Origin of the sequence: Paenibacillus sp. Lou8.1, assembly GCF_024213565.1 — a bacterium.
Classification (GTDB): domain Bacteria; phylum Bacillota; class Bacilli; order Paenibacillales; family Paenibacillaceae; genus Paenibacillus; species Paenibacillus polymyxa_B.
On the sequence record NZ_JANAVN010000007.1, the window covers coordinates 211772 to 237654 of the forward strand.

Below are 25883 nucleotides of genomic sequence, written 5' to 3' on the forward strand. Positions count from 1 at the left end.
GGGCCTGTCATGGCGGATTTGCTTTGTTCATTGCTGTTTAAAGTACCGTAATTAAGCAGGACCACTCAACGGATTTGATGTGCAACCGAAGAAGTAGTTGGAGATTCATTCGCTGGAAGTGCGTTGGTTTGAGGCTTTTTCAAATAGGCCAACCAGTAGGCTCCAGCCACAAACAGGCTACCTCCTACTAAATTCCCCAGCCAGACCGGAATGAAGTTCATAACATAATCTGCCCACGAAAAGTGGCCTGCAAAAATAGCCGCCGGAATGAGAAACATATTGGCAACAACGTGCTGAAATCCAATAGCGACAAAGGCCATTGTTGGAAACCAAATGCCCATAATTTTGCCACCGATAGAGTCTGTGCTATATGCCAGCCATACAGCCAGTGCTACGAGCCAGTTACATCCTATACCCGATATAAAAGACTGCAAAAAGCTTTCATGTAGCTTATGTCCTGCCATATCCACCACTTTGTCCAGATAAGGGCCCGTTTCTGTCAAACCCAGCACATGCCCAAAGAAAAATGCAACGAATAACGCACCTGCAAAATTACTGAGCGTAATAATCGCCAAGTTACGAAGCAAGGCTCCTGTCTTAATCCGTCCTGCCCATCTCGCCAAAGGGACCGCCATCATATTGCCGGTCAGCAATTCTCCGCCGGCGATCAAAACTAATACCAGACCTACGGGGAACACCGCAGCTCCAATAAAGGTGGCAATGCTTCCCCATTCTTTAGGCGCACTTGCAATAACACGTATATCCAGCAAAAAACCGAGTGCAATAAATGCACCTGCCAAAAATCCCAGTACCACCGCCACAGTCCACGGGTTGTTCGCCTTGGCCACTCCTGTTTCCACCGTCTTTTCAGCAATTTGCCCCGGTTTATAGCTCGCCATATGTCCCCGCTCCTTTAATATCTTTTTACTAAAATATTCTTCTTTCATATTTTATTTAAAATCAGTGATTATGTTTGTGAAAAAAATCACTTTCTCAACTATAAAAAAAACAGCCCTTGGAAAAAGGACTGTCTTTCTGTATTATTACATCTACTGCGCTACTACGCGCTTTACATTTAGTTGTATTCTTCCTTTTCAACTGCTCTCAAGAACCAAATAACTCCACCGAGGCCTACCAGGGCCACGACTACAAGAAAAAGGATATAAAACAAATCCATAAGCTACTTACCCCCTAATCCTTATGCTACTCTATATTGTACTATAAGGATTCGTCCGTACGTCTCAGATTGTTGACAAACTTATGAACAATGTCACAGACAAATCTAATTATACAGTAACTGGGTTCCGTTCGGATATTGTAGGCAATGCTTGCAAGCCTGCTGCATTCAGGAAATTCCAAGGCTTGTTATAATGCGGCTGGAAGAAGAAATCGACAAAGGCCAACTGGTCAATGGTCATATGATTTTGAATGGCTACGGATAGTGTGTTAATGGATTGAGTCAAATCCACCTTCGACATAATTTGAGCCCCCAAAATTCTTCGTGTCTCCTGCTCATATACCACTTTCAGTAATACCTTTTCGGAGGTTGGCATAAATTCAGGCCGGTAGCTGTCCTCAATGGTTACAGCTTCTACAGTCATGCCTTCGTCCGTTGCCGCCGCTTCCGTCAAGCCTGTTCCTGCGATATTGTCTTCGTAAATTTTGATACCCGAAGTTCCTTGGGTTCCCATGTAGGCAATCGTTGGTTGTACCAGATTACGTGCTACCAGTGTACCCATACGAACTGCGTTGGTTGCCAAAGGGATATAAGCCGTTTTACCTGTCGGATTATAGCGAATTGCACAACTGTCACCTGCTGCAAACACGTCCGGGCAGCTACTTTGCATATAGTTATCCACAATGATCGCACCGTTAGGCAACATATCTACCTGACCTTTGAGCAGATCCGTTTGAGGTCGGAAACCGATGCAGAGAATAACAAGCTCTGTTTCATATTCTCCTTTAGAGGTCACGACTTTACTCACCTTACCGTTCGTACCCTCAAAACGACTCACCGTCTCGCCAAGTACCAGCTTAATGCCATGTTCCCTCAGGGAACTTTCAATCCGGTCTGTATACTCATGGTCCAAATACTTATTCAATATACGATCAGCACTGTCAATCAGCGTTACGTTTTTACCGTTCATTTGGAAAGCTTCTACCAGTTCAACACCAATGTATCCAGCCCCGACGACTGTAATGTTCTGTACGTGCTGGGCTTTCTCAATGATATCATTGGAATGATTATAGTTTTTACAGAGCAAAATATGATCAAGTTCAATGCCCTCCAGCTTTGGAATAATGGGCCATGATCCTGTGGTCACAATCAATTTATCAAATGTGTCTGTAAATTCTTCACCTGTTTGGAGATTACGTGCATGCAGCGTCTTGCCTGCCGTATCCACACTCGTTACCTCGTGAAGCATCTTGGTCACTACACCCAAGTCAGACAGTTGATCTGGAGACGAATAAAACAGGCCGTGTGGATCTTTAACGACACCACCTACATACAGGGCAATACCACAAGATAAAAATGAAATATTATCATTACGCTCGTAAACGGTAATTTCTGCATCTGGATAACATTTAGCTGTGTTGACGATAGCTGCCGTGCCTGCGTGTGTACATCCGATAACTGCTACTTTCATGTAAAATTCCTCCTTGGTGTGTGGGCATAAAATGTATAATAATTGTGAATAGTTTCACGTAAACAGCTCGTTTGCGTTTGTGATTTATTTCACTTCATGCGCTTATTATAGTGTGATATTTTTCACATTACAATAGCTTTTCGTGATATTCACAATTTGTCCACATTTAAAAAAGAAAGGATATACAAAATCAACGGTTTGCTGAAATATTTTTTTGCTCCATTCAGTTTTCCCTGTAAGCCCCCTGATTATGCCCTTGGAATCGACTTTCACATGATGCGCCCCCCTTAAACAAATGCACATGTAGAGAACAAAAAAAGGTCCGTTTCCCGGAGACACGCAGGAAATCAGACCTTTTTAAACATATACTTTGGAGTTAAGGCAAAGCTACTATAACAATTGCTCAATGGCTGCTTTCATCGCTTCTGGTGACTCCTTCGGTTCAAAACGACCCACAGGTACACCTTCACGATTCACAATGAATTTCGTGAAATTCCACTGAATTGTTCCATCTTCCTGTTCTCCAGGCTGTTGCTTTTTCAAATATTCAAACAGAGGCGCTGTATCCGGTCCGTTGACGTCCACTTTGGCGAATACCGGGAAACTAACCCCGTAATTCAGTTGGCAAAATTCAGCCGCTTCCTCGCTGCTGCCCGGCTCCTGACCGCCAAATTGGTTGCAAGGAAAGCCTAATACAACTAATCCCCGATCCTTATATTCATCATAAAGCTTTTGCAAATCCCCATATTGCGGGGTAAGTCCACATTTACTGGCGGTATTCGCAATAACCAGCACCTTACCGGTGTAAGTATCCAGAGAAACCTCCTGATTCGCTGGTGTTACGGCATTATGTGAATAAACAGACATACAGCATCCTCCTTCGTGTCGCTTGGTTTAGGTTACATAACCTATTTTAACCAAAACGTGACGGACATGCCAACATCCGCAGATCCTTTACCGTGATGCCATCACTTCGAGTCTGCGTTGTTCACGTTCGGAAGCGGACATTTTTGGGCAAGCATAACAATACCGCTGGCCTCCACCTGTCTTGTAATATTGGCAACAGGACGGTTTCATGTAGGTATTTTCACCGGGGCGGTAAGGATTGTCCAATTCAATGAGACGAACCGTAAACGGATTTCTTTTACGCCCGAATACCGCTCCCTTCAGCTCACGTGTCACATAAATATAATCTTGTTCAAAGCGCTCCACATCCTGAGGATCAGTCAACGATGGCTGTACTCTATCCTTAAAATACAGCAATGTCAACGGAAACTGTCCCCACATTTGCCCAATAGATGCGCTTCCCACTGCAGCTATTGCCTCCATTATGGGCCGCATCTGCAAACTGTAAAAGTCACGTAACACTTGCTGAGCCTGTTCGGAAGAATGGTCATCCCCATTGTTCCGCGTATTGTCCAGCTCTGTGAGGTCGATGACCTGGAGGCTAATAGAGGGATATTGACCTTCATAACAAATATGAAATCTGAGATTAGATACGGACAGATCCAAACGGCGTTCACACAGTGACACCATAAAATGCTGTGCAAACACGAGACCACGCAACTGGTTCACAAAATAAACGGCTGCGGTTAAATCGTCTTCAGCACGCAGAAGATCGCCGTAATACTCCATCACAGAACGGATCTTCTCTGGTTCAAGCCATTCGGCCACTGGTCCGGAATATACTGCATCTTCCGGCGTGACTCTCACTATTTTCCCTAGTTGCTCAAGCTGATCGTAATCCAGTGGTTTCATGGTATGTCCTCTTTAACCTCTTGCCGCTACTTGTGCTCTAGCATCACGCCGCTCAGCAACAGAACCTACGAGTTTCTTATCTTCCATATTCATTTCTTTTACTGCTTGGCTCACCGCAGGCTGTCCAGCCAAAGCATACGGAAGACAGAGCGGTACACCCGTACGAGGATCTGTTACAATATCCGCCTCGATCCCGAACACCTCACGCAGCACATCAGGGGACATAACCTCTGTTGGAGTTCCTACCGCCTCGGCCTTCCCTTTTTTGATTGCAATCATATGCTGAGCATATCGGGCGGCATGGTTTAAATCATGCACGACCATAACAATGGTGCGCTTCTCCGAAGTATTTAGATACTCTAGCAAATGCAGCACTTCCAGTTGATGTGCCATATCTAAAAATGTCGTCGGCTCATCCAGAAACAAAATATCCGTATCCTGCGCAAGCGCCATAGCAATCCAGGCACGCTGACGCTGACCGCCAGAAAGCTGATCAATCGGACGATCGTGGAACTCGCTCATTCCCGTTACTTGAATGGCCCACTCCACCATTTTGCGATCTTCCGCTTTCATGGAACCAAAACCTTTTTGATAGGGAAAACGTCCGTAAGATACCAGTTCCGTCACGGTTAATCCTTCCGGTGCAGTCGGATTTTGTGGCAAAATAGCCAACTGCTTAGCTACTTCCCGGGTGGATTGCTTATGAATGGATTTACCGTCAAGCAGAACACTGCCGCCCTTAGGATTCATGATGCGAGCCATCGTCTTCAGAATGGTGGACTTACCAGAACCATTTGCGCCCACCAAGGCTGTGATTTTCCCTTGCGGTATTTCTACGTTTAGATCTTCTACAATCAATCGATCTTCATAAGCAATATCCAGATTTGCCGTTTTCAGACGAAACATTTGGAATCATCCCTTTCCCTTATCCAATATATATAGTCACGGGCTTAACGCACGACTTTCATCAAAACTTCATTCTATCTTTATATAATAAAGATATTGATAATCATTATCAAGTGTTAACTGGTTTATTTCCTATATCATACAGTGCATATCATCCAATATTCCCTCAAAAAATTCAAAAAAAGATCACCGCTCCTCGAAGCTGTGATCTTTTTTTAAATCCGGCGAATCGCATTATGACTGTATAGAAGACAGTCCAAATGCTTCAGCCATGAGACGTATAGATTTTATTTTGGCATCAAAGTCGTGAATAATGCTCGCAACCATGATCTCCTGTGCATTATAGTCCTTACTTAACTGCTCAATCTGACGCTTCACCTGTTCGGGCGAACCGACCACCATACGTTTGCGATTCTCACGAATCCGCATCCGGTCAAACGGCGTATACGGATACGCCAGTGCCTTTTCGACGGAAGGTGTTCCAGCGGAGCGCATTCCCTGCTCTAATAGAACAAGAGACAAGTCCATACTGGAAGCCAACCGATTCGCCTCCTCTTCGGTATCCGCACAGATCGCAAATACGGCAACAAGCGAACGTGGTTGGTCACTATGCTGGGAAGGCTGGAAGCTTTCCTGGTATTCCTTCATAGCCCCTGTGCCGCCTTCACCATTAATGAACTGCGCAAACGCAAAGCCCACGCCACGCTCGGCTGCCAAACCTGCGCTATCACCACTGGAGCCGAGCAACCACATTTCCGGTACAGTTTCTATAAGCGGCATCGCCTGTAGCGAACCGAAACGGTGATTATTGCCCGTGCTGTCATGTAAATAAGCTAACAGGTCATCTAACTGCTCAGGGTATAGATCTACACCACCTCGCATTTTGCCTTCTTGCAGGGCTCTGGTAGCAATGGGCATGCCTCCGGGCGCTCGTCCCAGGCCTAAATCAATGCGTCCCGGATACAATCCCTCCAGCACACGGAAGTTTTCCGCTACTTTATAAGCGCTGTAATGGGGCAGCATCACACCACCCGACCCCACTCGAATGGCCCGGGTACGTGCGGCCAGATGTGAAATCAGTACCTCCGGACTGGAGCCTGCGAGATTTGCGGCAGAATGATGCTCTGATACCCAAAAGCGATGATAACCCAAGCGTTCCGCCTCTATAGCAAGCTCAGCGGTCTTTTGTAATGCCTGCGCATGCGTCATGCCTTCCGATACCGGAGATTGGTCAAGAATGCTGAGTTTTATCATAAAAGTCTGACCTTTCTATTTGGGAATAAGGATAGGCATTAATTATAGCACGCGTAGCCACAGTTACCCAAGAGGGGCCCATATCCATTTTATAGTCGAAAATTTTATTTTTCGTAAAGACTTGCGTTCCCTTTATCCGCCTCATAGAGATGCGAACGCTTTTTAAAGAAACTGTACAGATGTGTAACGATTACTTTCAAGACAGCATACCCCGGAACCGCCAGTACAATTCCCACCACACCAAACAAATTGCCTGCGGTCAGAATAACGAAGATAATCGTGATCGGATGTACCCGAAGAGATTTGCCCATAATTTGTGGAGAAATTAATTTACCCTCAATGAGCTGTACGACTGTCCACACGATAACCATCTTGAGCAGCATAATCGGTGAGGTGACCAAGGCTACAATTAACGCAGGTGTAATGGCAATGACGGGACCTAAGTAGGGGACAACGCTCGTAAAGGATGCAATGACTGCAAGCGTCAGAGAGTAGTCTAATCCAATGATTAGGTAACCAATATACAACAGCGCCCCAATACAAAAGCTGACAATAATCTGCCCACGAATATAGGAACTGACCTGATGATTCATCTCGGTCATAATGCGATCTGTTTCTTTACGAAACATAGGCGGCAGCACTTTCAGGATAAACTGTGGCAGCTTGTGTCCATCTTTTAGCAAGTAGAACAGAATAAATGGAACCGTGGCAATCGCAAGTACCGTTTCTGTAACCACGCCCAAAAAGCTGCCCACACCCGTCCATGCATTATTAATAAAGCTAGATAACTTTTCAGAAGCTTTGGAGGCCAGCTCAGATGGATTAATTTGAATGGTGTTCTGGAACTGGTTTACAAAATCGCTGCCGATCAGTTTCTCGAATTGTCGTTGTACTTGCTCGCTATAGCCAGGAAAATTCTGGATAAGTCCCTGTATTTGATCGCGGATTACAGGTACCACCGATGTAACCACAATCGCAATAACCCCTATAATGAGCAAAAACAGTACAACAATGGAGTATACTCGTTTCACCTTGTTACGCTCCAGTACATCAACCAACGGGTTGAACAGATAGTACAACACGCCGGATAAAATGACAGGGAGAATTATCGTTTTTAACAGCACCATGACAGGTGTGAATATGTATGAAATTTTGGTAAGCACCAAGATATTCAAGCCGATCAGCAGCAGTACCAGCAGGAATAACACAAACTTGTTGTTCAGAAAAAACTTCTTGAATCGGTCTTTCCATGCCGGAGTTATTTCCACACCACATTCCCCTTCTCTTTATACAAATGAGTAGACGTTCTTCATAGATACGATATATTTTTGGAACAAAATATACAAGGTTATACCCAAATAAACACAAAAGCAAACAAAGTTGTACGTCATCGTACGAACTTCGCTTGCTTTCGAGGGTTATGGAGTATCATTTATCGTGGTTGCAGCATCCACCGTCGTGGTCACAGGTTTGTTCTCCTGTTCAAAAAGATTCTGTATGAAGCGCTTGAGCTTTCTTTCGTCTACACCCAACACCTGCGCACCCTTAATGGTTTCCCCGCGCACCAATTCATTCGGCGGGATTTGCTGCTTCGCTACTGTTGTTGCATCGATATTAAAGCCCAATGAAGCCAATTGCAGCATTTCCGTAGTACTGAGATTCGTTTCAATATAAGGAGAAATGCTATTTAAAATACTCGGCAGTTTAATTAGAGATGAAGTTGACTGAATTTTACCGCCAAGCTCGGTAATGAATTTGCGTTGCCGCTCCGTACGCGTAAAATCGGAAGTTGCATCATGACGGAAGCGTACATATTGCAAGGCTGTTTTACCGTCCATGTGCTGCATTCCCTTTTTCAAATCAATATCAAACTGGTGTTTATCTGCCTTGGAGGTATAGTGCATATCTTTTTCGACATCCAGGTCAATACCATCCACAGAATCAACCAGCGCAATAAAGCCATTAAAATCAGTATATACATAATATTGAATCGGTATGCCCAGCAGGTCGCTCACGGTCTGTCTGGTCAAGTCCGGTCCACCGTAGGAAAAAGCAGCATTTAATCGACTTTGCCCATGACCTGGGATATTGACGTACGTATCACGAAGAATCGACATAAGTGTAGCCTTTTTCGTAACCGGATCAATAGAAGCAACCATAACGGAGTCAGAACGCCCTGAATCCTCTCCACGGGAGTCGCCGCCTAGCAGCAGAATATTCACTCTTTCTGTCCCATCCCATTCCGGTGGGAGCGATACCTCTACAGGTTGTACATTGGTTTGAGTTTGTGCCTGGGGTTTGAATTTCGAATCCTGTCCGGAAGCAACCGAAATTTGATTCGTAAAATGATAAATAGAATACGTATAATAACCGCCCACTAAAAGAACCGCTGCAGTCACAGAAATGCCTAACCATTTTAAAAATTTTCGCATATTTTCGGGTAACCTCGCTTTTATTCATCATCGTTCGGCTTTTAAAAGCATACCCTTCCTGCAAGTTATCTGTCAATTTGTGTCGTCTGTTCTAGTGGTCGTCCGCATACCATGGATTCAAATGGACAAGCACCTCATAAACCCGCGGTTCCCGCTTCATAACAGCCCCCTTAATCAGTCGGATAATATCGTGTCCCTGCTGAATCGTCAAAGAGGCATCCACTGAAGCGCGGATATCCACGATGATATAATGGCCGTGCTCACGGGCACGGATACGGTCAATACGTTGAACCTCGGCTACACTCAGCGCGGCTGCGGCGTAGCTTTCAATTTCCTCCGTTGCAATCGCTTTTTCCATAAGCACATCTATGGATTCACGGCCCATTTCCCACGCCAATTTCAGAACTAGCAATGCCACTACGAATCCCGCAATAGGGTCGCCGTAAGATAAGATTGAAATGCTCCAGTGCTCCCCAATTAGCCCTAAGCCGATACCCAGTACAGCAGCCCCAGAGGCGTACACATCAGCGAGATGATCTTTTGCCGTTGCAATAAGACCCTGACTATTGGCCGCTCTCCCGATACGAATCGTGTAAATATACAGCCACTGTTTCCAGAGCAAGGAAATAATGGCGGCCACCAATGCCAGTATATGCTCCTGTGGCATCGGTTCGAACAGTGCTGCAATGGAATGATAGCCGATAAATATGCCCGCTCCAAACAATATGACCGCCACCACGCTTGCACCGATCACTTCTGCTTTGCCGTGACCATAAGGATGATCCTCATCTGGCGGCTGGCTGGATATGCGCATCGCTCCCAGTGCCGTCGCAGAGGCAATCACATCTCCGGCATTATGCACACCATCGGCTACCAGCACCTTACTGTTGAACATAAGTCCTGTAATAATCTTAATGCCGGTTAATAGGATGTTGCTAATCAGGCTGATCCATGCTGAGACCATGGCGCGCTTGCCCATATCCTGTTCCTGCATGATGTATAACCCCTCCAAATTTATCTTTTGAAAAATGTAACCTAAACGCTAATCGTATATTTCAAGGTAGCTCCGCTACTCATGTCATCTTATGGTGCCGCTCCTTCAGCGGTATGGATGAAGATTACAATAGCCCCGGAAGATGAGCCTCCCCGGGGCTATTGTAATAACCATAGTGGAGTATTCTATGAGAATACTCCTGTTTTAACTATCTGGACCGTCCGCGACGGCCTCCTTGTCCTTGACCACCACGCGGGCCGCCTTTGGCTTGTCCACCGCGGCCACCTTGGCCTCCGCGCGCGGAACCGCTGCTACTGCGGTCATATCCGCCACGCTCGCTGCTTTGTCCTGCCGTGCGGCCTTGGCCTCCGCGTGCAGAACCGCCGCTGCTGCGGTCATATCCGCTGCGCTCGCTGCTTTGTCCTGCCGAGCGGCCCTGACCTCCGCGTGCGGAACCGCCACTACTGCGGTCATACCCGCCACGCTCGCTGCTTTGTCCTGCCGAGCGGCCTTGGCCTCCGCGTGCAGAACCGTCACTACTGCGGTCATACCCGCCACGCTCGCTACTGCCGCGGCTAGAACGACGTTCGCCGCCTGTGGCATCACGACGGCCCGCCTGTTCGCGGCCGCTGCCCCGGCGCCCACCGCCGGAGTCGTTGCCGCCGTAGGAACGGCGGTCGTTTCTGCCCGAGCGGCGTTCTCGACCCTGCCGATCAGCCGTATCGGAAGCAGGTCTACGCTGTCCGCCGCCCTCACTGCTGGTGAATGTGACACCAGCAACTCTTTGGATGTTCCGAAGCTCTGGAACATCCCTTGGTGTAGCGAGCGTCACCGCCACGCCTTTGCCTCCGGCACGGCCGGTACGCCCGATGCGGTGGATGTAGCTTTCGGCATCCTGCGGCATGTCATAGTTAAAGACATGCGTGACGCCTTCTACATCCAAGCCGCGTGCAGCTACATCAGTCGCTACGAGCAATTGGAGTTTCGCTTCCCGGAATGCCTTCATCACTTGCTCCCGCTTGTTCTGGGACAAATCTCCGTGAAGCTCACCGCTCTCGAAGCCCATCTCTTGCAGCTCTTCGTTCAGTTTGGCAGCCCGTCGCTTCGTACGGCAGAAAATAACAGCCAAGTACGGACGATCTGTATTCAGCATATCCACCAATGCCTGTTGCTTACCACGGTCTGTTGTTTGCACAACGACCTGACGGATTTGGCTCACCGGAACGGAAGAAGCGGATTTCACTTTGACATCTACGGGTTCGTTCATATATACACGAGCCAGCTTGCGAATACCGGCTGGCATCGTAGCGGAAAACAGCATCGTTTGTCTCCGGTAAGGAACCTCCTGAAGAATCGTCTCCACATCGTTCAAAAAGCCCATGTGTAACATTTGGTCGGCTTCGTCCAGGACCAGCATTTTAATGCCACCCAGATCAAGCGTGCCACGTCTCAGGTGATCCAGCAGTCGCCCAGGTGTACCAATAATCAGTTGTGCGCCGCCTTTCAGTTTACGAAGCTGACGCTCTACGTCCTGTCCTCCATATACAGCCAGTAATGACAGGTTCGGCTCCGTAGCAGCCAAGCATTTTGCTTCCTCCGTAATCTGGAGCGCCAGTTCACGCGTAGGTGCAATCACGAGCGCCTGTGGGTGTCGCTTATCCAAATTCAGCTTTTGTAGAATCGGCAGTAAAAACGCAAGCGTCTTCCCGGTTCCCGTATGTGCCTCGGCGATAACATCCTGACCTTCCATCAACAGTGGAATCGACTCCTGCTGTACAGGAGTTGGGGATGAAATTCCCTGTTCTTTCAAGGCTTCTACCCAATGCTGCTCTACGCCTAATGCTGCAAAATTCTTCAAGTGGTATTCACTTCCCTTATCTGTATTCAATATGTGTCACGTAAAATAGGTTCATGTGCCATATGACATCTATCGTTCCATAGTTCAGAATTCCCATTTTTGTATCGGTTCTCATTCTACCCTTTTCAGGAAGGGAGCTTATCCGTTATCGTTGAATCTGTTCATGTAACCAACATACGGCCGCCATGCGGCTCAGGCCCGTTCCATGTATGACTTTCCTAGTATACGCGAAGTTGAACTGGTTTCCAAACGATTTTAATGAACAGTACCACAGTCAATGTAAAAGGTGAATTCGATCTTCATGTCATATATTATGGTATAAGAATTGGTAATTCATGAATAAAGGATGGATGCTTGTGGTTAACAACCTGCAAGAGCTGCTCCGCATTGTAACCGATGATGAATTGATTCCGCTGATGCTAGCTATCGAGGCTCCCAGTATCAAATCATCCTATAACAAAGGGACAACGCCGGAAGTGTACATTCTTTTGTCCAATGACCCCATGTGCCAATCTTCTAATCATTGCGGCATGCTCGTTTCAATCCGTCAGGACGTTTATGAAAATATCGACCAAGCAATCGTCGAAGACGTTATGATGAAGCTGAGCCAGTGGTTAAAGGCACACAAGCTGCTACACAGCCCGCGTAACTTTTATGCTGGCAGTAAAGCACGCGCTATTATGGATATTGTTCCATTTATGCTCGAACAGGATACCCCGGATATGAAGTATGTTTTTCAATCGTGGACTCCGTTCCCTTTACCACACACTTAAACAATCCGCCATACCATTAACCCTAGGAGGCTGCAATTTATGCAAATTCAAGTTCAAAAGGTTGAAAAAAAAGAGAACGAATATCTCATTCATTATCAAGCCGGGGGAGCGTTGCCGTTCGTTCCGCATGATATTGTTCTGATCCATGGCAAACAGTATTTTATAGGCACGATTTTGAAAGCAGAGCCGGAACAAGCCCTTGTACGTATCAATCCAGAATATGAAGACCAACTGGCAGGGTCCATCGGACTGGAACTGGCTTTCTCTCCAACCGTTTCTATTCAAGGAGCAGACAGCATTGTTGAAAAGCTCGGCTATTTTCCTCCCTTTCATTATGACCGAATTACGGCTGCTAATATGACGAAAGACCAGATTACGCTGACGATTGAGCTATCCTACGCTAGCGTTCTTGTCCCTAAATCACCGGATCTGGAGCCTTCGGCTGAGGCACCTGTAATCCCTGAAGCTCCAGCAAAAGACGTCCCACGCTATGCAGTGACTTTTACATTTATGGAAACCAAAGAACATGTATTAACTCCTGTAGAAACAGAAAACATCATCTTGCAGCTTGATTTCCGCTATGAAGAAGCAGACATGGTCGTTGATATCGATGCCTTGTCGGGACTGTCAGGTAGCTTTCTGTGCAGAGGTATCCGCGCAGAGATTAAGGAACTGAATGAATAAACAGGAAGCTGGAGGGTGGCGGACCGGAAGAAGCTTTATCGAGCTACAGACATGAGAGTTGATCCGCAGTGATACATATATCTTAGTCAAGGAGGCCGCTTTTGCATTGCTTCGCGCACATAAAAGCATGCCTTTCGCACAACATGCTCTGAAACAATTAGTAGAGCATGAGGAATTCGGTGCATCTGCCAAACGGGAGCTTTCCACATCATCGACAACCAAAGGAGAATCACTCTACTTATGCGTGTAAGAATATTTATATTCATATTGATTATCGGAATTATATGTGTGCCTGCCTATTTTATTATGAGCAGCTTTGGATTATTTCAAAATGAAAAGGTGCTTGTACATTACAAGCTTGCCATTGAGGTAAAGGATAAAAAGTATGATGCCTGGCCTTTAATCAGCAGCTATACCGCTATAGATAAAAAAGGGGACAATCGTCAGCTCTACTATCAGGCGAAGGGCTCAGGCATAGAGTATCTGTTTCAACTAGCCTACGGACAATATGAACTCCGACCCTCCAAGGAAAATCCTTTCCTCGACGGGGGAGTCCACTACACTATGGACCATCCTGAGTATGTGCGTGAGGAAAAGCAGTATGAGAATGCTAACGACTACACGGAATTAACCCATTATTACAATCAGCAGGAACAGATCATTTATACCTATAATCCCGAAGCCAAGCTCGATAAAACATACGTCCGTTCCATCATCACCGCTGGGATGACTCGCACAACCGGTAGATCAAGCCGTGCGGTAAAGGATGAATATATCAATATCAGCAAGCTGTTTAAGGACAAGCTGGGAGTGAATGTGAAGGTCGATGTGGATGAGAACAACAAAATCGTCACCTTATCTATGACATGATCTCACAAATGATGCCCCACTAGCGATTAATGATGAATTTCTGGATGAAATCAATCATGTCGAGAACGCTTTGTTGATTGGTGCAGATGCGGGCGACAATTTCTACGTTCTGATATGTAATGAATACACCCCGTATGTGTACTACTGGGACCGCACACATCTTCATGCTTATGATGACAAACTGAACTATGATATTGCAGAGCAGGACCAATGTGGACATTTGTATCTGGTGGCAACAGACTTCACAACGTTTTTTAACCAGGTAATTGAACGACTCAACGAGCAGAAAGGGAGGCCTACTGATTACAGAAATACATAATCCTAAATGGGGACCGGCTTATTTGGAAGGTTGGGTTGTACCCGAAAACCCGGAGACATGGGTTGAGCAGGAGTGGACAGGTAAGCTCCGTTCACAGGCCGGACATACGAAATTCCACATTTTTTATTATGGAGAGCTTATGGACGAGCTAATCGCTGTAACTGAATTTGCACCCCAGCTCATTATTGCAGAAGATGCAGTCACAGGTGAACAAATCGTGATTTTTGATGGAACCCGCCATGGTTACGATGCTCTGCTATGCGAAGTTTATACCAAGGAACAACAGAACAATCGCACTCCCCTGCTGCCCTATCTGGACGAAGATGGTGAAGATACTTTCAAGGTAAGCTTGACCGTTTTTTATAATGTGGATTGGGATGACGAGTTTGCAGACGATGTGGATGAGAATGGACAGTTAGAGCTGATCAACGGCGAACGATGCGATTTTGAAGATGCGAAGCGGAACGGCTATGATGCGAACAGCATTACGATTACCAGCGCTAAAGGTCTAAAAACAGAGATCATTCAGGAAGAGCTGGTCTGACGATGGTGTTCAAGAGAATCAAGCATCGGGAAGGCGATATTTTTGTTATTCCCACGCATGACGGCCGATTTGCGGTATGTCAGGTGATCTGCGCACTGTATGGTAGATTCAAAAAAGCGTTGTTAAAAAGGCTCGAATGTATAAGGGAATAGTGTACGCTCTGTCCCTAATACCGACTTCACGCGCTCTTCATCCACCAACGCTTCGATGAAGCTATACAAATCCGAGGCTGCATACCGAAAATTGCCCCATGTGCGTAGATTCAAAGCATAGATTGGGAATTCCCCCCGTTCATCAGGCGATTGAATATCCCAGATCAGCAAGTCATCCTCTCCACTGGAAGCGAAAGGGACCGCATGCTCCAAAAGCTCCGGAAAACCATCTGGCTCCAGCACCGCTTCTTGTAAAACCTCTTCTGACTCCAGCAAATCATAAAACCAAGCCCGCCAATCATGATAACGATGGAGCCATGAATCCGGGTGATCACCAAGAGGAATATGAATGTTCCATAAGCCGCATAGTCGCCCGTAACCAAGAGTTTTGACATAATCTATATAAGAAGGCGGAAAGCCCATACCATTTTCAAAACAATGCTCTATAAGAAATTCCTCATCATAGTAGGCCTGGAATTGCGGACGCTGTAGTCCTGTAAAAATGCTCATGCTCGCCCTCTCCTTTCGCGCATCTTTATTCACCTTTTCGCTCTTAGGCACATTGAAAAGGTCTTTTTCAAGTGTTAAAATGGGAATAAGATGTATATTCTAAAAAAGAGTGAAGATGCGTCAACATCCTCACTCTTTGGCAACAGCCGCTTTTAAGGGCGGTGGCTGCAAGTTCACGGTATTCGAAATAGACCGGTTCCTACCACGGGCGGTCTATTTCTTTTTATGGAAGGAAAGAATCAGAATCACCAACGTTGCGAATTGAATCATCAACATTAAGGTGTCTTTAACCTCCACAGGCCTCACCTCCCTCACAGGAGACTAGCCGACCGCCCATCTAAGCCATTCTGTTGTTGAGGAATATTATAACATATGAATCATAAAATGTACGTTTTTACGCTCTTTCCGAAAAGGAGGAACGAATATGGAGCAAAAGCGCTTCAAAGATGAACATGGATATAAATATGACTTTGCCGCCGTGATCCGGAGAGGAGAACAAGTAGCTGTTCACTGTCCCCGTTGTCAGGGCCAAGCTTTTATTTCCAAATCCAAAAAAGAATGTTATTACGTTGTTCGATGCTCTCATTGTTATTACACGTATCAGCAGCCAGAATCTTATACATTCTATGCACGCGGCGTATGCAACCATTGCGAGCGGTATTTTAATATCGAAATCCATGATGACCGAACGAAACTCCATAAAAATACGAATATAAACTGTCCGCACTGTGAGACACGCAATCAGGTTCCGGTGCATCGTGTTCAATCACGCGAATGGCATACGGACGTGATCCAAAACGGAAAAGACCCTATTTTCCAGCTCCAGCTGTACTTCCTTGATTACTATCGGGGTAAACCTGTCTGGGCTCTTAACCGGATACACCTGAATTACCTGCTCTCCTATATCTCTGCCGAGTTGCGGGAAAAGCCTACATCCGGTATGATGCGTACGGCTTCCCATTCCATTCCCAAGTACATTAAGGATGCGAAGAATCGCCAGGCCATCTTAAAGATATTACAAAAGCTACAGCATAAGCCACCGGCTAAGAGAGGAGCCTCCATACATGAGCATACAAACTTTTGACAGCCTTGAAGCACTGGTCCATGCCGTTGACCAAACAGAAATCAATGAATGGGTATTTGCCAATCTGGAACGTGTTCAAAGTAATCCGCTCAATTCTACCTACTGCATCATTCCCGAGGAAGAATTGTGGGAGCTGGAGGATGCCGGTCTCACCGTCACCAATCATCGTGATGAAAGTATCCCTGCATCTCTGCCAGACCATCACGTGCAATCTTGGCTGGAGGTGGCGACTGTACAGGATGTCATTGAAGTGTTACGCCACAGCGGAAGCGAGCCGGATATTGAACGCATTGCGCAGGGACTGCGATATTATCATGAATATGATGCTTTTATGGAATAAGCGTCTCCAGCAACTCTTTCACCTCAGGGACAGCCTGCTTCAGGCTGTTTTTTAGTTTCTTCGCGCCACCCCATATACGATAAACAAGCACCTCTTGTTCATAGTCCTCCAGCTTCTCAAGCTCCTCCACCAGTACCTGTGCCTGCTCTACAGTTTCGATTCCGGATGACTTCAGGGGTTTGGCAGACTCGTTGCTTGCCAGTAGAATCCTCGTCCAAACGGGGATCGTGTCAGGTGTTAGCCCATGCGCTTCGGCAAAAGCAGCCGCGTAACCATCCTGTACGGACTGATGCTCACTGTCCACCAGCTTCATATAACGATTCACTAATGGGAAATAGTTCGTTCCTTTCAGTCCTAATCCCATTACCGCATAGGTTCCCGGCATCGCCGACTTTTCACCGGGCTCTACATCGTTATACCATTTGAATTCTTCCATCACGGTTTCGGCATATTCAGCCAGCAACGGATGCAGCGACGGATACTCAAGTGCATTGGCGAAGAAACGATGTAACGTAGATTTAGCCAACTTGGGTATAGGCAGGTAGTTTTTCACCTTGCTTTTGAACTTCATCCGATATTCCTTGGTAAAGCCCTTCTTTAAAATATCGCATAAATATACAAGTGCTTGTCTATAGCTTTCTTCTTCCTCTGAACGAATCTGAACCTCCAATGTTTGCAAAATATCATTGGCTTGGCAGATGACTCGCTCGCTTGTATGTAGCGCTGGGATGCTTCCTGATCCGCTCTCAAGCCACACGGAAGCCTGCTCCGAGCCTAGCTGTGCAGCAATCTCCAAATATTTCTGCCGTGCATCGGCATCGGTCGAACCCACCCGCATCGCGGTAAGCAGGAACATCTCCATGGCTGGCGCGGGAATTTCCGAAGGGAGAATATCGGGCTTCACTTTATAAACCAACCCATAGCTTTTTTCCCGATCCGCATACTTCAGCAAAAATTCATCTTCAGCCCAATGCTTTAAGCCACTGCTGAGCTGATACCTCCATGCTTCCTCACGCTTGCGGCTGACCTTCACTTTGGCATCCATTATATGGAGCAACTCATCCACCCGCTGGGCATCTATAGCGTACAAATGAGGATCAAGCAAGTGCCTCACTAAGAAGAAATCGTCCTCTTCCTTCGGGATAGCTTTACTAGAGGGGTTGAGCTTCTGCTCCACAAACTGCTGGATAGTGGCTAACAGTTGCTGCCGTTTATCTTCATTTAGGAGTGAGAATGTAAAATAATTGGCCTTATTCTCCAAGAACACTTCCAGATGAAAATCCAGCCGATAACGAAAGAACATGGAACTGAATTCTTCCGAATTAAATAGCGCCTCTATCCGTTCCCTAAACACAGGCATCCATTCGTCCTGAATCTGCTGCAGTGTTACCCCCTCCGTAAAACCAGAAACTTCCATGTCCGGTCTACGATGATCCCAATCAAACGGTTCGTAGGTATCCACCCACAGCCCATCCTTCTTACAGGTAACTTTTAAGTATTCATGAATCCCTTCGTGAAGGACACTTTTGATTTGGAATTCGGCGATGCGCTTTTGCTCAGAAGCGTACGCCTCATCAATCGCCTCAAAAATTGGATCTATGTAGGCTTGTACCCCTGATGTTGTCATAAGATGTGTTCCTCCTTCGTCCCTCACAAATTGTAGTTCCTATGGAATTAAGATAGACTAATCTATAACTATTTTATTTCCTAATTATAGCATATCTCTCATTTACTTTTGATCTCTATCCCTATAGATAGAGTGCCGGAAAGCAGGTGCATCCTATATGTATTGGGTTTCCACACAACATACGACGGTGGCTGCCACGACACTCGGAGATCATTACTACGAAGACTTTAGATGTTCAAGTCCCATTCACAGAAACACTGGAACATATTTTACGGGATGAATTCGGAAAGATGGAACCATTTCCCCGTTATTTCGAACCTGTCAGCCCAGACAAAGCCTCAACATTCCTACTGTTTAATCCCCCGGATACGACCGAGGCCTACAATCCAGCCCATCCGAACGAGCAAACCCTGGATTTCGCTCCGGCATCCATACAAGCATTGGCTCAGCGGTTTAAACAGCATTTTTCCTCAAACCTATGGATTGAAAATGAGCATATCTGCATGGCTTTTCTTCAGACTCTAGGCGGATACGTGCGTTTTAACTATGCATATGGACGCGAAGTGGCGATCATTTATGAACCGAAAGCGATAGCACTTCGTGATGAAATTCTAGCATTCTTGCAAAAAGAGCATTGTCGGGTTGTAGAGTAAGAGGAGGACGAATACGAATGACAGTACATTTTGCACAAACCTTAGAAAAACTGGAACAAGTCGTTGATCGTCTGAGACAAAGTGGGATGCCTGATGTGGTATACCAATGGACGAGGGGATTTCTACAGGTGAACTAACTGAGCTGGAGGAACGGCTGCGGATGCCTTTGCCTGCCTCCCTGTCTGAATTAATACAGCGGTGTGGCAGCTTAAATTTACTATGGTGCCTCCCCCCACACTGTATTGTAGCGGATGGACCGGAGTGTTCATATAAAAACAGCAATGATCTTGAACAAGAACAGAGTATTCTAAACGATATCACAGGAGAGTTTGGCTGGAATCATGAGTATATTAGCTATTTTACATCCTATGGGGAAGAAACCCGACTCGGTAGCGGACGAGCAACGATATCTGATCCTTAATTATAATGGTGCGGGTGATCCGATACTGCTTGATATGGCGACATCCACTACAGAGCCAGCGGTGTTCTGCTATCATCACGAGTTGGACCAGTTCACGCTGCTTGCGGAAAATCTACCTGCCTATATAGACACCATGCTCACCTTGCATGGGCTATGGCTATGGCTATGGGATTGGTTTAAAGTGGCCGATGCGCATGGCATTCAGCTAAACAGCCCACCACTACAACTCTGGCTACGCTGGTTGAACATGTTTTGCACGATGAAACTAGAGGATGCACAGTCGTTGGAGACGCTGATCCATTACACCACCATGCATGGCGTAGATCATCCTGCTGTGTTGCAGGCTTTTCAAGCCTATGATCCAAAGGATATTTTTCTTGCCTGGGAGCAGCACTGGCAGAACATTCAGCATAGCCAGGTTCCATTCTCTACTTGGGCCGTTTTGGTAGGGGAGACTGCGGGGATGGGGGCCGCTAATTGGGTCCGCTCCTTGTGGGAACCGGAAACCGCGCAAGCATGGACATCTTTAGCTCAAAACAATACCCTACATGCTAAGGGTGCATTTGCATCCACACGTGCCTATCTGAGCGCCCGTTGCCTACCCGAGCAGGAAGGCTTGGTATGTGTTTACAATCACCTGCTACAGGATCCGGCTGCAGAAGACAGATTAGAAGGATACACCGCTAATGGGCAGCTACAGCATTTTCGTTCACCACAGATCGTTAACTGGATGCGGGATAAAGTTAATCATCCGGTGGATGGCTGGGCAATACTTTTCGCGCACTCCCGTCCTACAGCTGAGCAGTTGATTGAATGGCTATCCTATAGCGAGCTTCATCAGAAAATTGCAACGGAGGCGCTGGATATCATGATTCATCGGGATCTTCTTCCCGCTCTGGAAGCAGACGCTTGGGCTAATATCTCAGATCTGCTTCTTGCTTCTTTGCAGCTCGTTATGCTCAAAAAAGATAAACGTCGCATTGAAGCCGTGCTTAAGCAGCTTTCAGACGCGGATTCGCATGTACAGTGATGCGAGGTAAAGAAAGTTAGCCGCTGCGTCAGCGGCTTAACCCCCTGAGGAAAGTATCTATAGTGAATGCGATCAATTCATCATTGGATTTTGCCATAGGAAGTTCAAAATTCAGGAGCAAAGAAGTCAATCCGTGCAGCATGCTCCATACGGATCTGGCGATCAGGCGCTCATCTCCTTGCATGATGCAGCCTTCCTCCATAGCGGCTTTGAGCCCAGTTTCAAGCAGCTCAAAGCCTTTAAAACGCCCACTGTCTATAAGGCTGACCAAGCTTACAGATTCCAGGTTGCTGATAAACAGGATGTTGTAATATTCCGGGTTAGCCGTTCCAAAACGAACATACGCATCAGATACCGTTTTCAGTGTGTCCAGAGCGTTCAATCCCGCTGCCTGTGCTTCATCCACACGCTGCTGAAGAGCCTGCAGGAACAAGGTATTTCCTTCTACCAGCAGTTCACGGACCACGGCTTCCTTATTGGCAAAATAATGATAAATAGTTGTTGGTGAATATTCGATCTGATCCGCAATTTTGCGCATGGAGACTTCGGCATATCCTTGATTCAGGAAAAGCATCCGGGCGGCCTCAATGATTTTCCGGCGGATCTCACTGCTTTCACGTTCTCGGCGTTTGATATGTTTCATGAGTAGATGTACTTGCCCTTTCTGCCTACCCCAATTTGGCGGCGATACGATCAGCTTCCATTATACCCGAGTTCATAACCCCTTGAAACCCGCCCCCAGGCTGTGTCCAGGCCCCTACCAATGATAGACGATTCACGGCTGATTTGTGCTTCAGTCTTTTTATACCGGACTGCCGGACCGTTTGTGCGTAGCCATAAACGGCCCCGTCGGGATTAGCGGTATAACGCTGCATCGTGCGCGGTGTGCCCAACTCGGCCACCACTACCTTGCTGCGAAAACCCGGATACAGCTGTTCTAGACATCCCAGTATCTGCTGTGTCACGGCTTCTTTTTTGGCTTTATATTCGGGACGTGCGGCAGGCCAGTTCTCCAATCTGTCCAAAAATGTAATTGCAATGACACCCTTTCCCGGTTCATTAAGCTTAGGGTCCATGGCGTTATAATTCGTGAGCATCCAGTTGCCTTTGGTATACTGGCCGCTCATCATAACTTCATAATCCGTTTCCGAATCCGGCTCATTGCACAGGATTAAGTCTTCTTCGGTGATGCCAAGCTCATGAGGCTCACATGATAATCCCAGATATAGCTGGGTGAGAGATGTGCCAGTCTCCAGACTGCTGACAGCTTCCAGCTCACGACGGGCAGCATCATGGTTTTCCAGTAGGCGGCCATACGTATGATGGGGACTGATACCAGACACAATCCAGTTGGCTTTATATACATCGCCTTTTTTCAGACGGACTCCAACTGCTTTACCGCGTTCGAGTATAATCTCAGATACTTGACTGCGCAGGTGAACTTCTCCTCCCGCTGACTTAATAGCGTCAACCAATGCATTGGATAAAGCCTGTGCACCTCCCTCAATGTAATACGTCCCCTCCAAATGATAGCCGATCCAGGGAATGAAAAAATACAAGGCCGCAAGCCGCTTTGGAGGCAATCCATAATAGGCCCACAGCGCGGTAAAAAATTCCGTGAATCGTTCAGACAACCCGAATTGTCTTATAGCTTCCCAGGTCGTCATTTGCGTCCAGCGGAAGAAGGTTCCTGCTTTAAGCAGGCCAACCGCCTTGCGCCAGGAAGTGAGAGTAGAAAAAGCAGAAAAGCCTGTTTCAAAACGGCGAATGCCCGCGAATAAACTGTCAATGCCTGACACCTCAGCAGGAAACATATTTTTGAGGAGCTGCACATACTCCTGAACATCGGACGGAATATCAATGGTCTGTCCTTCCCAACGAATGGAGTACGGGTGCTTTTTGCGGAGAGGAACAATTCGCTGGTCCGCATTGCAGTCCTTTAACAGCCGACCGAAGCTGCCCTCCTCGAGTCCGCCGACACCGTGCAAGGAGACATCAAAGGTATATCCCTTTCTTGTAAATTCAGTTGCGAAACCACCAGCCAAAGTATGGCTTTCAAAAACAGCTGTTCGGTAACCGAGCGCGGAAAGTCTTGCTGCACAGGACAAGCCACCCAGTCCTGCACCGATGACAATAACATCGTATGGGTTCATGATTTCATCCCCTTTTGTTAACATCGTTATATAAGTTAACACTGTTAAGTTAAGGAGATTATATACCACAATATTACCGTTGAAAAGCCCCTATGACTTGGTTTTCCTGCTATAGATGAATACCATGAGTTCGACATATCCACTTCTAATTGCAAGCTGCTTTAAGGATTTTTGTAGAATCCTCCGTAACGAAAGTAAAACTTTTTTTAAAAAAACACCTAAAAATGTAGCGCTTTCACTTGTCAGATTCCAATGAAGGTGCTATCCTTCAAGTGGGATTGTTACTGAAAAGGCAAAACCCGAGTACACACGTGTACCCGGAGTTTGCCTTTTTTTGATTTGTATGAATTCCACAGCATACAGTCAACCATCCCGAACATGTAGTAAGCGCTTTAAAAAATGACACCAAAGGAGATTAATCTCATGCAAAGAAGACGTTTTGCCCTTGTTTTATTATCTTTCGTGTTCCTGCTTACGATCTTTTTCCCATCCTCCAGCTCTGCCGCAGCAGCCGATGCCCCAGCGCCACAGGCTACCCTGCTTACTCAGGTACAGCCTTTGGGTGAAGTCGTTTCTGCTGTCGTACTGAAATACAGCACCAATATTGACGGGGCATCCTTATCCACGTCCAGCTTTCAGGTTCAATCTGTACTCAATGATGTATATACAGACAGAACCGTAACCGGTGTATATACCAATGATACTGGAGCCATCACCAACCGCAGTACTCATGGTAAATATGTCGTGATTGAGCTGGATACGCAAGATAAAAATGCAAGTACCCTTACTTACGATGCAACAAGCGCAGTTAACCGCATCAACACGTTGAATTATACGATTAGTCAAAAGAAAGATATTGCAACTTCAAAGAAAACAGTCATCCCAGCCTCTACACAGACTGTAAAAGCAACGGATAAAATTACACCAATCGTGGACGATTTCCAAAAAAACACCTTTGAAAATAAAGAAGGCTTCAAGCTGAACTACTTTACGTTTGAGCCTAAGGTAGAGCCTGACAAAACCTACCCGTTGGTTGTATTCCTGCACGGAAACGGCGAACGCGGTGATGGAAACGGAGTCAACCTGTTAGCGAATGCTGGTGCTGTCACTTGGGCTTCTCCTGAGCAGCAAGCCAAACACCCATCCTTCGTCATCGCTCCACAAAGCCCGATTGACCTGGAGCATAAATTCATTTGGGCGGATGAGCCACGCAACAGCGCTGTAGCCGATTTGGTACGTGATACGGCGTTAAAATACCCGATCGATACCAACCGAATCTATATTGTTGGTATTTCTCAAGGAGCCATGGGAACGTGGAGATTGTTGGAAAAAAATCTGGACTTGTTCGCCGCAGGTGTGCCGATTGCCGGTTTGACCAACTATGAAAAAGCCGTTAACATGTATGCGCCTGTTGAACCTACACACGTCGAGGCATTGAAAAACGTTCCGATTTGGGCCTTCCATGCTGCAGACGATACCACAGTAAGTCCTAAAAACTCGCAAGAAATGGTCGCTGCCATTAAAGCACAAAACGGAAACCTCATTCACTTCACTGAATACGAAGCAGGGATTATCAAACCTACAGGACACTTCTCCTGGGTTCCGGCTCTGCAAAATCAGGATATGATTGAATGGTTGTTTGCACAAAAGAAATAAATGTAGTTTTTGTATTAAAACCGAACTTAAAAGTTTCATATTGTGCCACTACACAGTCGGATAGTGCTCCCATCGCCACCGCCCCCGGATTTTCTTGAACAAAGCCTTTTATAGAGTAGTAATCCGGGGAGGTGATGCTTCCGAAGCGCGCTTTCCTACGGAAAGCTTTTAAAGCGATCGCTTCGCTTGTACAGCACTATTCCGTCTACTCCGTTTTTATGTTCATTTTAAGTTTGGTTTTTTTATATCTCCAAATAATGCGCCAGAACGGTTCGATACCCGCCTGGCGCTTTTTATTATTCAAAAAAAGACACCTACTTTCCTGTGTACCACCATCAGGAAGGCAGGTGCAATATCAAAACGAGGAGACTGAAAAATTTGACACTGGTATTGCCATTTGCAGTTAACTTGGAACCTGCTACTTCGCGCGTTTCACAGCTTTGATCGTTCTCAAAGCTCGTCTGCGAGTTACCTTGTTCGGACTCCGAAGCTGTCTTCTGGCAGTTGCCACATCTGCTTTAGCCATGTGTACATCACCATCCTATTCACTTAGGCTCGTATTGGGAGCATGCACCTAAGACTGTTATTAATGATTATGATTCTCATTATCATTTAAGATTATATAATGAAATCTACTAGCATGCAAGAGCTTTGGGGGAAGTATGTATCTTTATTACGGCAGTGTCCATTTCACCCTTTTACGCTTCTGTGTTACATTATATAAGTAAAACGAGAACAAAAATTCGAATCAGAATTTACGTTCGCCATTTTTCATAGTCCTTTATTCCGAACTAAGTCAAAGTCTATATCTTCCCGACATGTGTTCCATAACAGTTCATCTGTAAGAAAACTTAATGCATCCATGTTGCGCAATCGTTCGACCAACTCAGTAATCACATCTATGTCTTCACGTTGTACATGTCTTGCAAGAGTGATTCCTCCCGTGTCACCATCAACATATAAATGCGAATAATGCCTTTCCTTTTTTACATGTCGAAGAGTAAGCACGCTATTGTCGATCATCATGACGTAACGGTCCTTGATCAGATAGCCTTCAAAAAGCTCATACATATGCGGAAGATCACAGGGACCAAGAATGACACTTACTTTTTCAAAATTGCCTTTGTTCATTTAGATTTAGCTCCCTTCACATCTATTAAATCGGTCTTTACTAAAGATTAGATTTGTAAATTTTATAACTTTTCAAGATTAACCTT

At 46.1% G+C, this 25883-nt stretch carries 29 protein-coding genes; 12 read left to right on the forward strand and 17 right to left on the reverse strand.

Annotated features, from left to right (window positions below; genetic code table 11):
- Window positions 1-65: 65 nt before the first annotated feature.
- The 10 genes from NLX78_RS12250 to NLX78_RS12295 form a co-directional block, all read right to left on the reverse strand.
- Window positions 66-899: a formate/nitrite transporter family protein gene (locus NLX78_RS12250; RefSeq protein ID WP_155765235.1), complete on the reverse strand. Its 834-nt coding sequence runs from the start codon at window positions 897-899 to the stop codon at window positions 66-68.
- 387 nt (window positions 900-1286) lie between these two features.
- Window positions 1287-2648: an FAD-dependent oxidoreductase gene (locus NLX78_RS12255; RefSeq protein ID WP_235306541.1), complete on the reverse strand. Its 1362-nt coding sequence runs from the start codon at window positions 2646-2648 to the stop codon at window positions 1287-1289.
- A gap of 390 nt (window positions 2649-3038) precedes the next feature.
- On the reverse strand, window positions 3039-3515 hold the full coding sequence (locus tag NLX78_RS12260) for a glutathione peroxidase (protein WP_039271605.1): 477 nt from the start codon (window positions 3513-3515) through the stop codon (window positions 3039-3041).
- A gap of 87 nt (window positions 3516-3602) precedes the next feature.
- A complete protein-coding gene (locus NLX78_RS12265) occupies window positions 3603-4406 on the reverse strand; it encodes a hypothetical protein (RefSeq protein ID WP_061832021.1) in 804 nt (267 codons plus the stop codon).
- Between the two features lie 12 nt (window positions 4407-4418).
- Window positions 4419-5312 (reverse strand): ABC transporter ATP-binding protein, encoded by an 894-nt coding sequence (locus tag NLX78_RS12270; protein WP_061832022.1) that lies wholly within the window; start codon window positions 5310-5312, stop codon window positions 4419-4421.
- 234 nt (window positions 5313-5546) lie between these two features.
- Complete coding sequence (locus tag NLX78_RS12275; RefSeq protein WP_254350533.1) at window positions 5547-6566, reverse strand: LLM class flavin-dependent oxidoreductase; 1020 nt, start codon at window positions 6564-6566, stop codon at window positions 5547-5549.
- 104 nt (window positions 6567-6670) lie between these two features.
- Complete coding sequence (locus NLX78_RS12280; protein WP_061832023.1) at window positions 6671-7834, reverse strand: AI-2E family transporter; 1164 nt, start codon at window positions 7832-7834, stop codon at window positions 6671-6673.
- Between the two features lie 150 nt (window positions 7835-7984).
- Complete coding sequence (locus tag NLX78_RS12285) at window positions 7985-8998, reverse strand: LCP family protein (RefSeq protein ID WP_254350534.1); 1014 nt, start codon at window positions 8996-8998, stop codon at window positions 7985-7987.
- Window positions 8999-9089: 91 nt separating this feature from the next.
- Window positions 9090-9992 carry a cation diffusion facilitator family transporter gene (locus NLX78_RS12290; RefSeq protein ID WP_013312377.1) on the reverse strand — a complete coding sequence of 301 codons (903 nt, stop codon included), beginning with the start codon at window positions 9990-9992 and terminating at the stop codon, window positions 9090-9092.
- A gap of 208 nt (window positions 9993-10200) precedes the next feature.
- On the reverse strand, window positions 10201-11850 hold the full coding sequence (locus NLX78_RS12295) for a DEAD/DEAH box helicase (protein ID WP_254350535.1): 1650 nt from the start codon (window positions 11848-11850) through the stop codon (window positions 10201-10203).
- A gap of 335 nt (window positions 11851-12185) precedes the next feature.
- Here NLX78_RS12295 and NLX78_RS12300 point away from each other — a divergent pair, with 335 nt between their 5' ends.
- The 6 genes from NLX78_RS12300 to NLX78_RS12325 all read left to right on the forward strand — a co-directional run bounded on the left by NLX78_RS12300 (window position 12186) and on the right by NLX78_RS12325 (window position 15040).
- The gene (locus NLX78_RS12300) at window positions 12186-12623 is read left to right on the forward strand and encodes a hypothetical protein (protein ID WP_235306547.1); all 438 of its coding nucleotides are present in this window, start codon (window positions 12186-12188) and stop codon (window positions 12621-12623) included.
- A gap of 39 nt (window positions 12624-12662) precedes the next feature.
- The gene (locus NLX78_RS12305) at window positions 12663-13307 is read left to right on the forward strand and encodes an immunity 50 family protein (protein ID WP_254350536.1); all 645 of its coding nucleotides are present in this window, start codon (window positions 12663-12665) and stop codon (window positions 13305-13307) included.
- A 106-nt stretch (window positions 13308-13413) separates the two neighbouring features.
- Entirely contained in the window at window positions 13414-13557 is a 144-nt protein-coding gene (locus NLX78_RS12310; RefSeq protein ID WP_254350537.1) for a hypothetical protein, read from the forward strand.
- Window positions 13548-14177 carry a hypothetical protein gene (locus tag NLX78_RS12315; RefSeq protein ID WP_254350538.1) on the forward strand — a complete coding sequence of 210 codons (630 nt, stop codon included), beginning with the start codon at window positions 13548-13550 and terminating at the stop codon, window positions 14175-14177. Before NLX78_RS12310 ends, NLX78_RS12315 begins: the two co-directional genes overlap by 10 nt.
- Before the next feature lie 73 nt (window positions 14178-14250).
- Window positions 14251-14496, forward strand: coding sequence for a hypothetical protein (locus tag NLX78_RS12320; RefSeq protein ID WP_254350539.1), 246 nt, complete (start codon window positions 14251-14253; stop codon window positions 14494-14496).
- Window positions 14480-15040: a hypothetical protein gene (locus NLX78_RS12325; RefSeq protein WP_254350585.1), complete on the forward strand. Its 561-nt coding sequence runs from the start codon at window positions 14480-14482 to the stop codon at window positions 15038-15040. The genes NLX78_RS12320 and NLX78_RS12325 overlap by 17 nt, the downstream gene beginning before the upstream one ends.
- A 122-nt stretch (window positions 15041-15162) precedes the next feature.
- Here the strand turns inward: NLX78_RS12325 and NLX78_RS12335 are convergent, their stop codons facing one another.
- Both NLX78_RS12335 and NLX78_RS26730 read right to left on the reverse strand, forming a co-directional pair.
- The gene (locus NLX78_RS12335; protein WP_254350541.1) at window positions 15163-15702 is read right to left on the reverse strand and encodes an SMI1/KNR4 family protein; all 540 of its coding nucleotides are present in this window, start codon (window positions 15700-15702) and stop codon (window positions 15163-15165) included.
- A 213-nt stretch (window positions 15703-15915) separates the two neighbouring features.
- On the reverse strand, window positions 15916-16017 hold the full coding sequence (locus NLX78_RS26730; protein WP_219728090.1) for a putative holin-like toxin: 102 nt from the start codon (window positions 16015-16017) through the stop codon (window positions 15916-15918).
- A 109-nt stretch (window positions 16018-16126) separates the two neighbouring features.
- Here NLX78_RS26730 and NLX78_RS12340 point away from each other — a divergent pair, with 109 nt between their 5' ends.
- The gene (locus NLX78_RS12340) at window positions 16127-16786 is read left to right on the forward strand and encodes a hypothetical protein (protein WP_254350542.1); all 660 of its coding nucleotides are present in this window, start codon (window positions 16127-16129) and stop codon (window positions 16784-16786) included.
- Window positions 16767-17126, forward strand: a complete 360-nt coding sequence (locus tag NLX78_RS12345; protein ID WP_254350543.1) for a DUF7716 domain-containing protein — start codon at window positions 16767-16769, stop codon at window positions 17124-17126. The genes NLX78_RS12340 and NLX78_RS12345 overlap by 20 nt, the downstream gene beginning before the upstream one ends.
- Here NLX78_RS12345 and NLX78_RS12350 read toward each other — a convergent pair.
- Window positions 17116-18753 (reverse strand): DUF6138 family protein, encoded by a 1638-nt coding sequence (locus NLX78_RS12350; RefSeq protein ID WP_254350544.1) that lies wholly within the window; start codon window positions 18751-18753, stop codon window positions 17116-17118. The genes NLX78_RS12345 and NLX78_RS12350 overlap by 11 nt on opposite strands.
- Window positions 18754-19043: 290 nt before the next feature.
- On the opposite strand from NLX78_RS12350, the gene NLX78_RS12355 reads away from it, so the two are divergent.
- From NLX78_RS12355 to NLX78_RS12365, 3 genes are all read left to right on the forward strand, one after another.
- Window positions 19044-19406 (forward strand): hypothetical protein, encoded by a 363-nt coding sequence (locus NLX78_RS12355; protein WP_254350545.1) that lies wholly within the window; start codon window positions 19044-19046, stop codon window positions 19404-19406.
- 106 nt (window positions 19407-19512) lie between these two features.
- Window positions 19513-19827, forward strand: a complete 315-nt coding sequence (locus tag NLX78_RS12360) for an SMI1/KNR4 family protein (protein ID WP_254350546.1) — start codon at window positions 19513-19515, stop codon at window positions 19825-19827.
- Window positions 19775-20857 carry an SMI1/KNR4 family protein gene (locus tag NLX78_RS12365; RefSeq protein WP_254350547.1) on the forward strand — a complete coding sequence of 361 codons (1083 nt, stop codon included), beginning with the start codon at window positions 19775-19777 and terminating at the stop codon, window positions 20855-20857. Before NLX78_RS12360 ends, NLX78_RS12365 begins: the two co-directional genes overlap by 53 nt.
- Before the next feature lie 28 nt (window positions 20858-20885).
- Here the strand turns inward: NLX78_RS12365 and NLX78_RS12370 are convergent, their stop codons facing one another.
- On the reverse strand, window positions 20886-21500 hold the full coding sequence (locus NLX78_RS12370; RefSeq protein WP_254350548.1) for a TetR/AcrR family transcriptional regulator: 615 nt from the start codon (window positions 21498-21500) through the stop codon (window positions 20886-20888).
- Window positions 21501-21525: 25 nt separating this feature from the next.
- Window positions 21526-23010, reverse strand: coding sequence for a phytoene desaturase family protein (locus NLX78_RS12375; RefSeq protein ID WP_254350549.1), 1485 nt, complete (start codon window positions 23008-23010; stop codon window positions 21526-21528).
- A 423-nt stretch (window positions 23011-23433) separates the two neighbouring features.
- Between NLX78_RS12375 and NLX78_RS12380 the strand changes: the two genes are divergently transcribed.
- Complete coding sequence (locus tag NLX78_RS12380) at window positions 23434-24666, forward strand: PHB depolymerase family esterase (RefSeq protein ID WP_254350550.1); 1233 nt, start codon at window positions 23434-23436, stop codon at window positions 24664-24666.
- A 418-nt stretch (window positions 24667-25084) separates the two neighbouring features.
- On the opposite strand, the gene NLX78_RS12385 is transcribed toward NLX78_RS12380, so the two are convergent.
- Window positions 25085-25192 carry a putative metal homeostasis protein gene (locus tag NLX78_RS12385; protein WP_254350551.1) on the reverse strand — a complete coding sequence of 36 codons (108 nt, stop codon included), beginning with the start codon at window positions 25190-25192 and terminating at the stop codon, window positions 25085-25087.
- 245 nt (window positions 25193-25437) lie between these two features.
- Entirely contained in the window at window positions 25438-25797 is a 360-nt protein-coding gene (locus NLX78_RS12390) for a hypothetical protein (RefSeq protein ID WP_254350552.1), read from the reverse strand.
- Window positions 25798-25883: the final 86 nt, after the last annotated feature.

Coding starts and splice junctions, on each gene's coding strand:
- NLX78_RS12250 (WP_155765235.1), bottom strand. CDS start 899: ATGGCGAGCTATAAACCGGGGCAAATTGCTGAAAAGACGGTGGAAACA.
- NLX78_RS12255 (WP_235306541.1), bottom strand. CDS start 2,648: ATGAAAGTAGCAGTTATCGGATGTACACACGCAGGCACGGCAGCTATC.
- NLX78_RS12260 (WP_039271605.1), bottom strand. CDS start 3,515: ATGTCTGTTTATTCACATAATGCCGTAACACCAGCGAATCAGGAGGTT.
- NLX78_RS12265 (WP_061832021.1), bottom strand. CDS start 4,406: ATGAAACCACTGGATTACGATCAGCTTGAGCAACTAGGGAAAATAGTG.
- NLX78_RS12270 (WP_061832022.1), bottom strand. CDS start 5,312: ATGTTTCGTCTGAAAACGGCAAATCTGGATATTGCTTATGAAGATCGA.
- NLX78_RS12275 (WP_254350533.1), bottom strand. CDS start 6,566: ATGATAAAACTCAGCATTCTTGACCAATCTCCGGTATCGGAAGGCATG.
- NLX78_RS12285 (WP_254350534.1), bottom strand. CDS start 8,998: ATGCGAAAATTTTTAAAATGGTTAGGCATTTCTGTGACTGCAGCGGTT.
- NLX78_RS12290 (WP_013312377.1), bottom strand. CDS start 9,992: ATGCAGGAACAGGATATGGGCAAGCGCGCCATGGTCTCAGCATGGATC.
- NLX78_RS12300 (WP_235306547.1), top strand. CDS start 12,186: ATGAATAAAGGATGGATGCTTGTGGTTAACAACCTGCAAGAGCTGCTC.
- NLX78_RS12305 (WP_254350536.1), top strand. CDS start 12,663: ATGCAAATTCAAGTTCAAAAGGTTGAAAAAAAAGAGAACGAATATCTC.
- NLX78_RS12315 (WP_254350538.1), top strand. CDS start 13,548: ATGCGTGTAAGAATATTTATATTCATATTGATTATCGGAATTATATGT.
- NLX78_RS12335 (WP_254350541.1), bottom strand. CDS start 15,702: ATGAGCATTTTTACAGGACTACAGCGTCCGCAATTCCAGGCCTACTAT.
- NLX78_RS12340 (WP_254350542.1), top strand. CDS start 16,127: ATGGAGCAAAAGCGCTTCAAAGATGAACATGGATATAAATATGACTTT.
- NLX78_RS12345 (WP_254350543.1), top strand. CDS start 16,767: ATGAGCATACAAACTTTTGACAGCCTTGAAGCACTGGTCCATGCCGTT.
- NLX78_RS12350 (WP_254350544.1), bottom strand. CDS start 18,753: ATGACAACATCAGGGGTACAAGCCTACATAGATCCAATTTTTGAGGCG.
- NLX78_RS12355 (WP_254350545.1), top strand. CDS start 19,044: ATGGAACCATTTCCCCGTTATTTCGAACCTGTCAGCCCAGACAAAGCC.
- NLX78_RS12360 (WP_254350546.1), top strand. CDS start 19,513: ATGGACGAGGGGATTTCTACAGGTGAACTAACTGAGCTGGAGGAACGG.
- NLX78_RS12365 (WP_254350547.1), top strand. CDS start 19,775: ATGGGGAAGAAACCCGACTCGGTAGCGGACGAGCAACGATATCTGATC.
- NLX78_RS12370 (WP_254350548.1), bottom strand. CDS start 21,500: ATGAAACATATCAAACGCCGAGAACGTGAAAGCAGTGAGATCCGCCGG.
- NLX78_RS12375 (WP_254350549.1), bottom strand. CDS start 23,010: ATGAACCCATACGATGTTATTGTCATCGGTGCAGGACTGGGTGGCTTG.
- NLX78_RS12380 (WP_254350550.1), top strand. CDS start 23,434: ATGCAAAGAAGACGTTTTGCCCTTGTTTTATTATCTTTCGTGTTCCTG.
- NLX78_RS12385 (WP_254350551.1), bottom strand. CDS start 25,192: ATGGCTAAAGCAGATGTGGCAACTGCCAGAAGACAGCTTCGGAGTCCG.
- NLX78_RS12390 (WP_254350552.1), bottom strand. CDS start 25,797: ATGAACAAAGGCAATTTTGAAAAAGTAAGTGTCATTCTTGGTCCCTGT.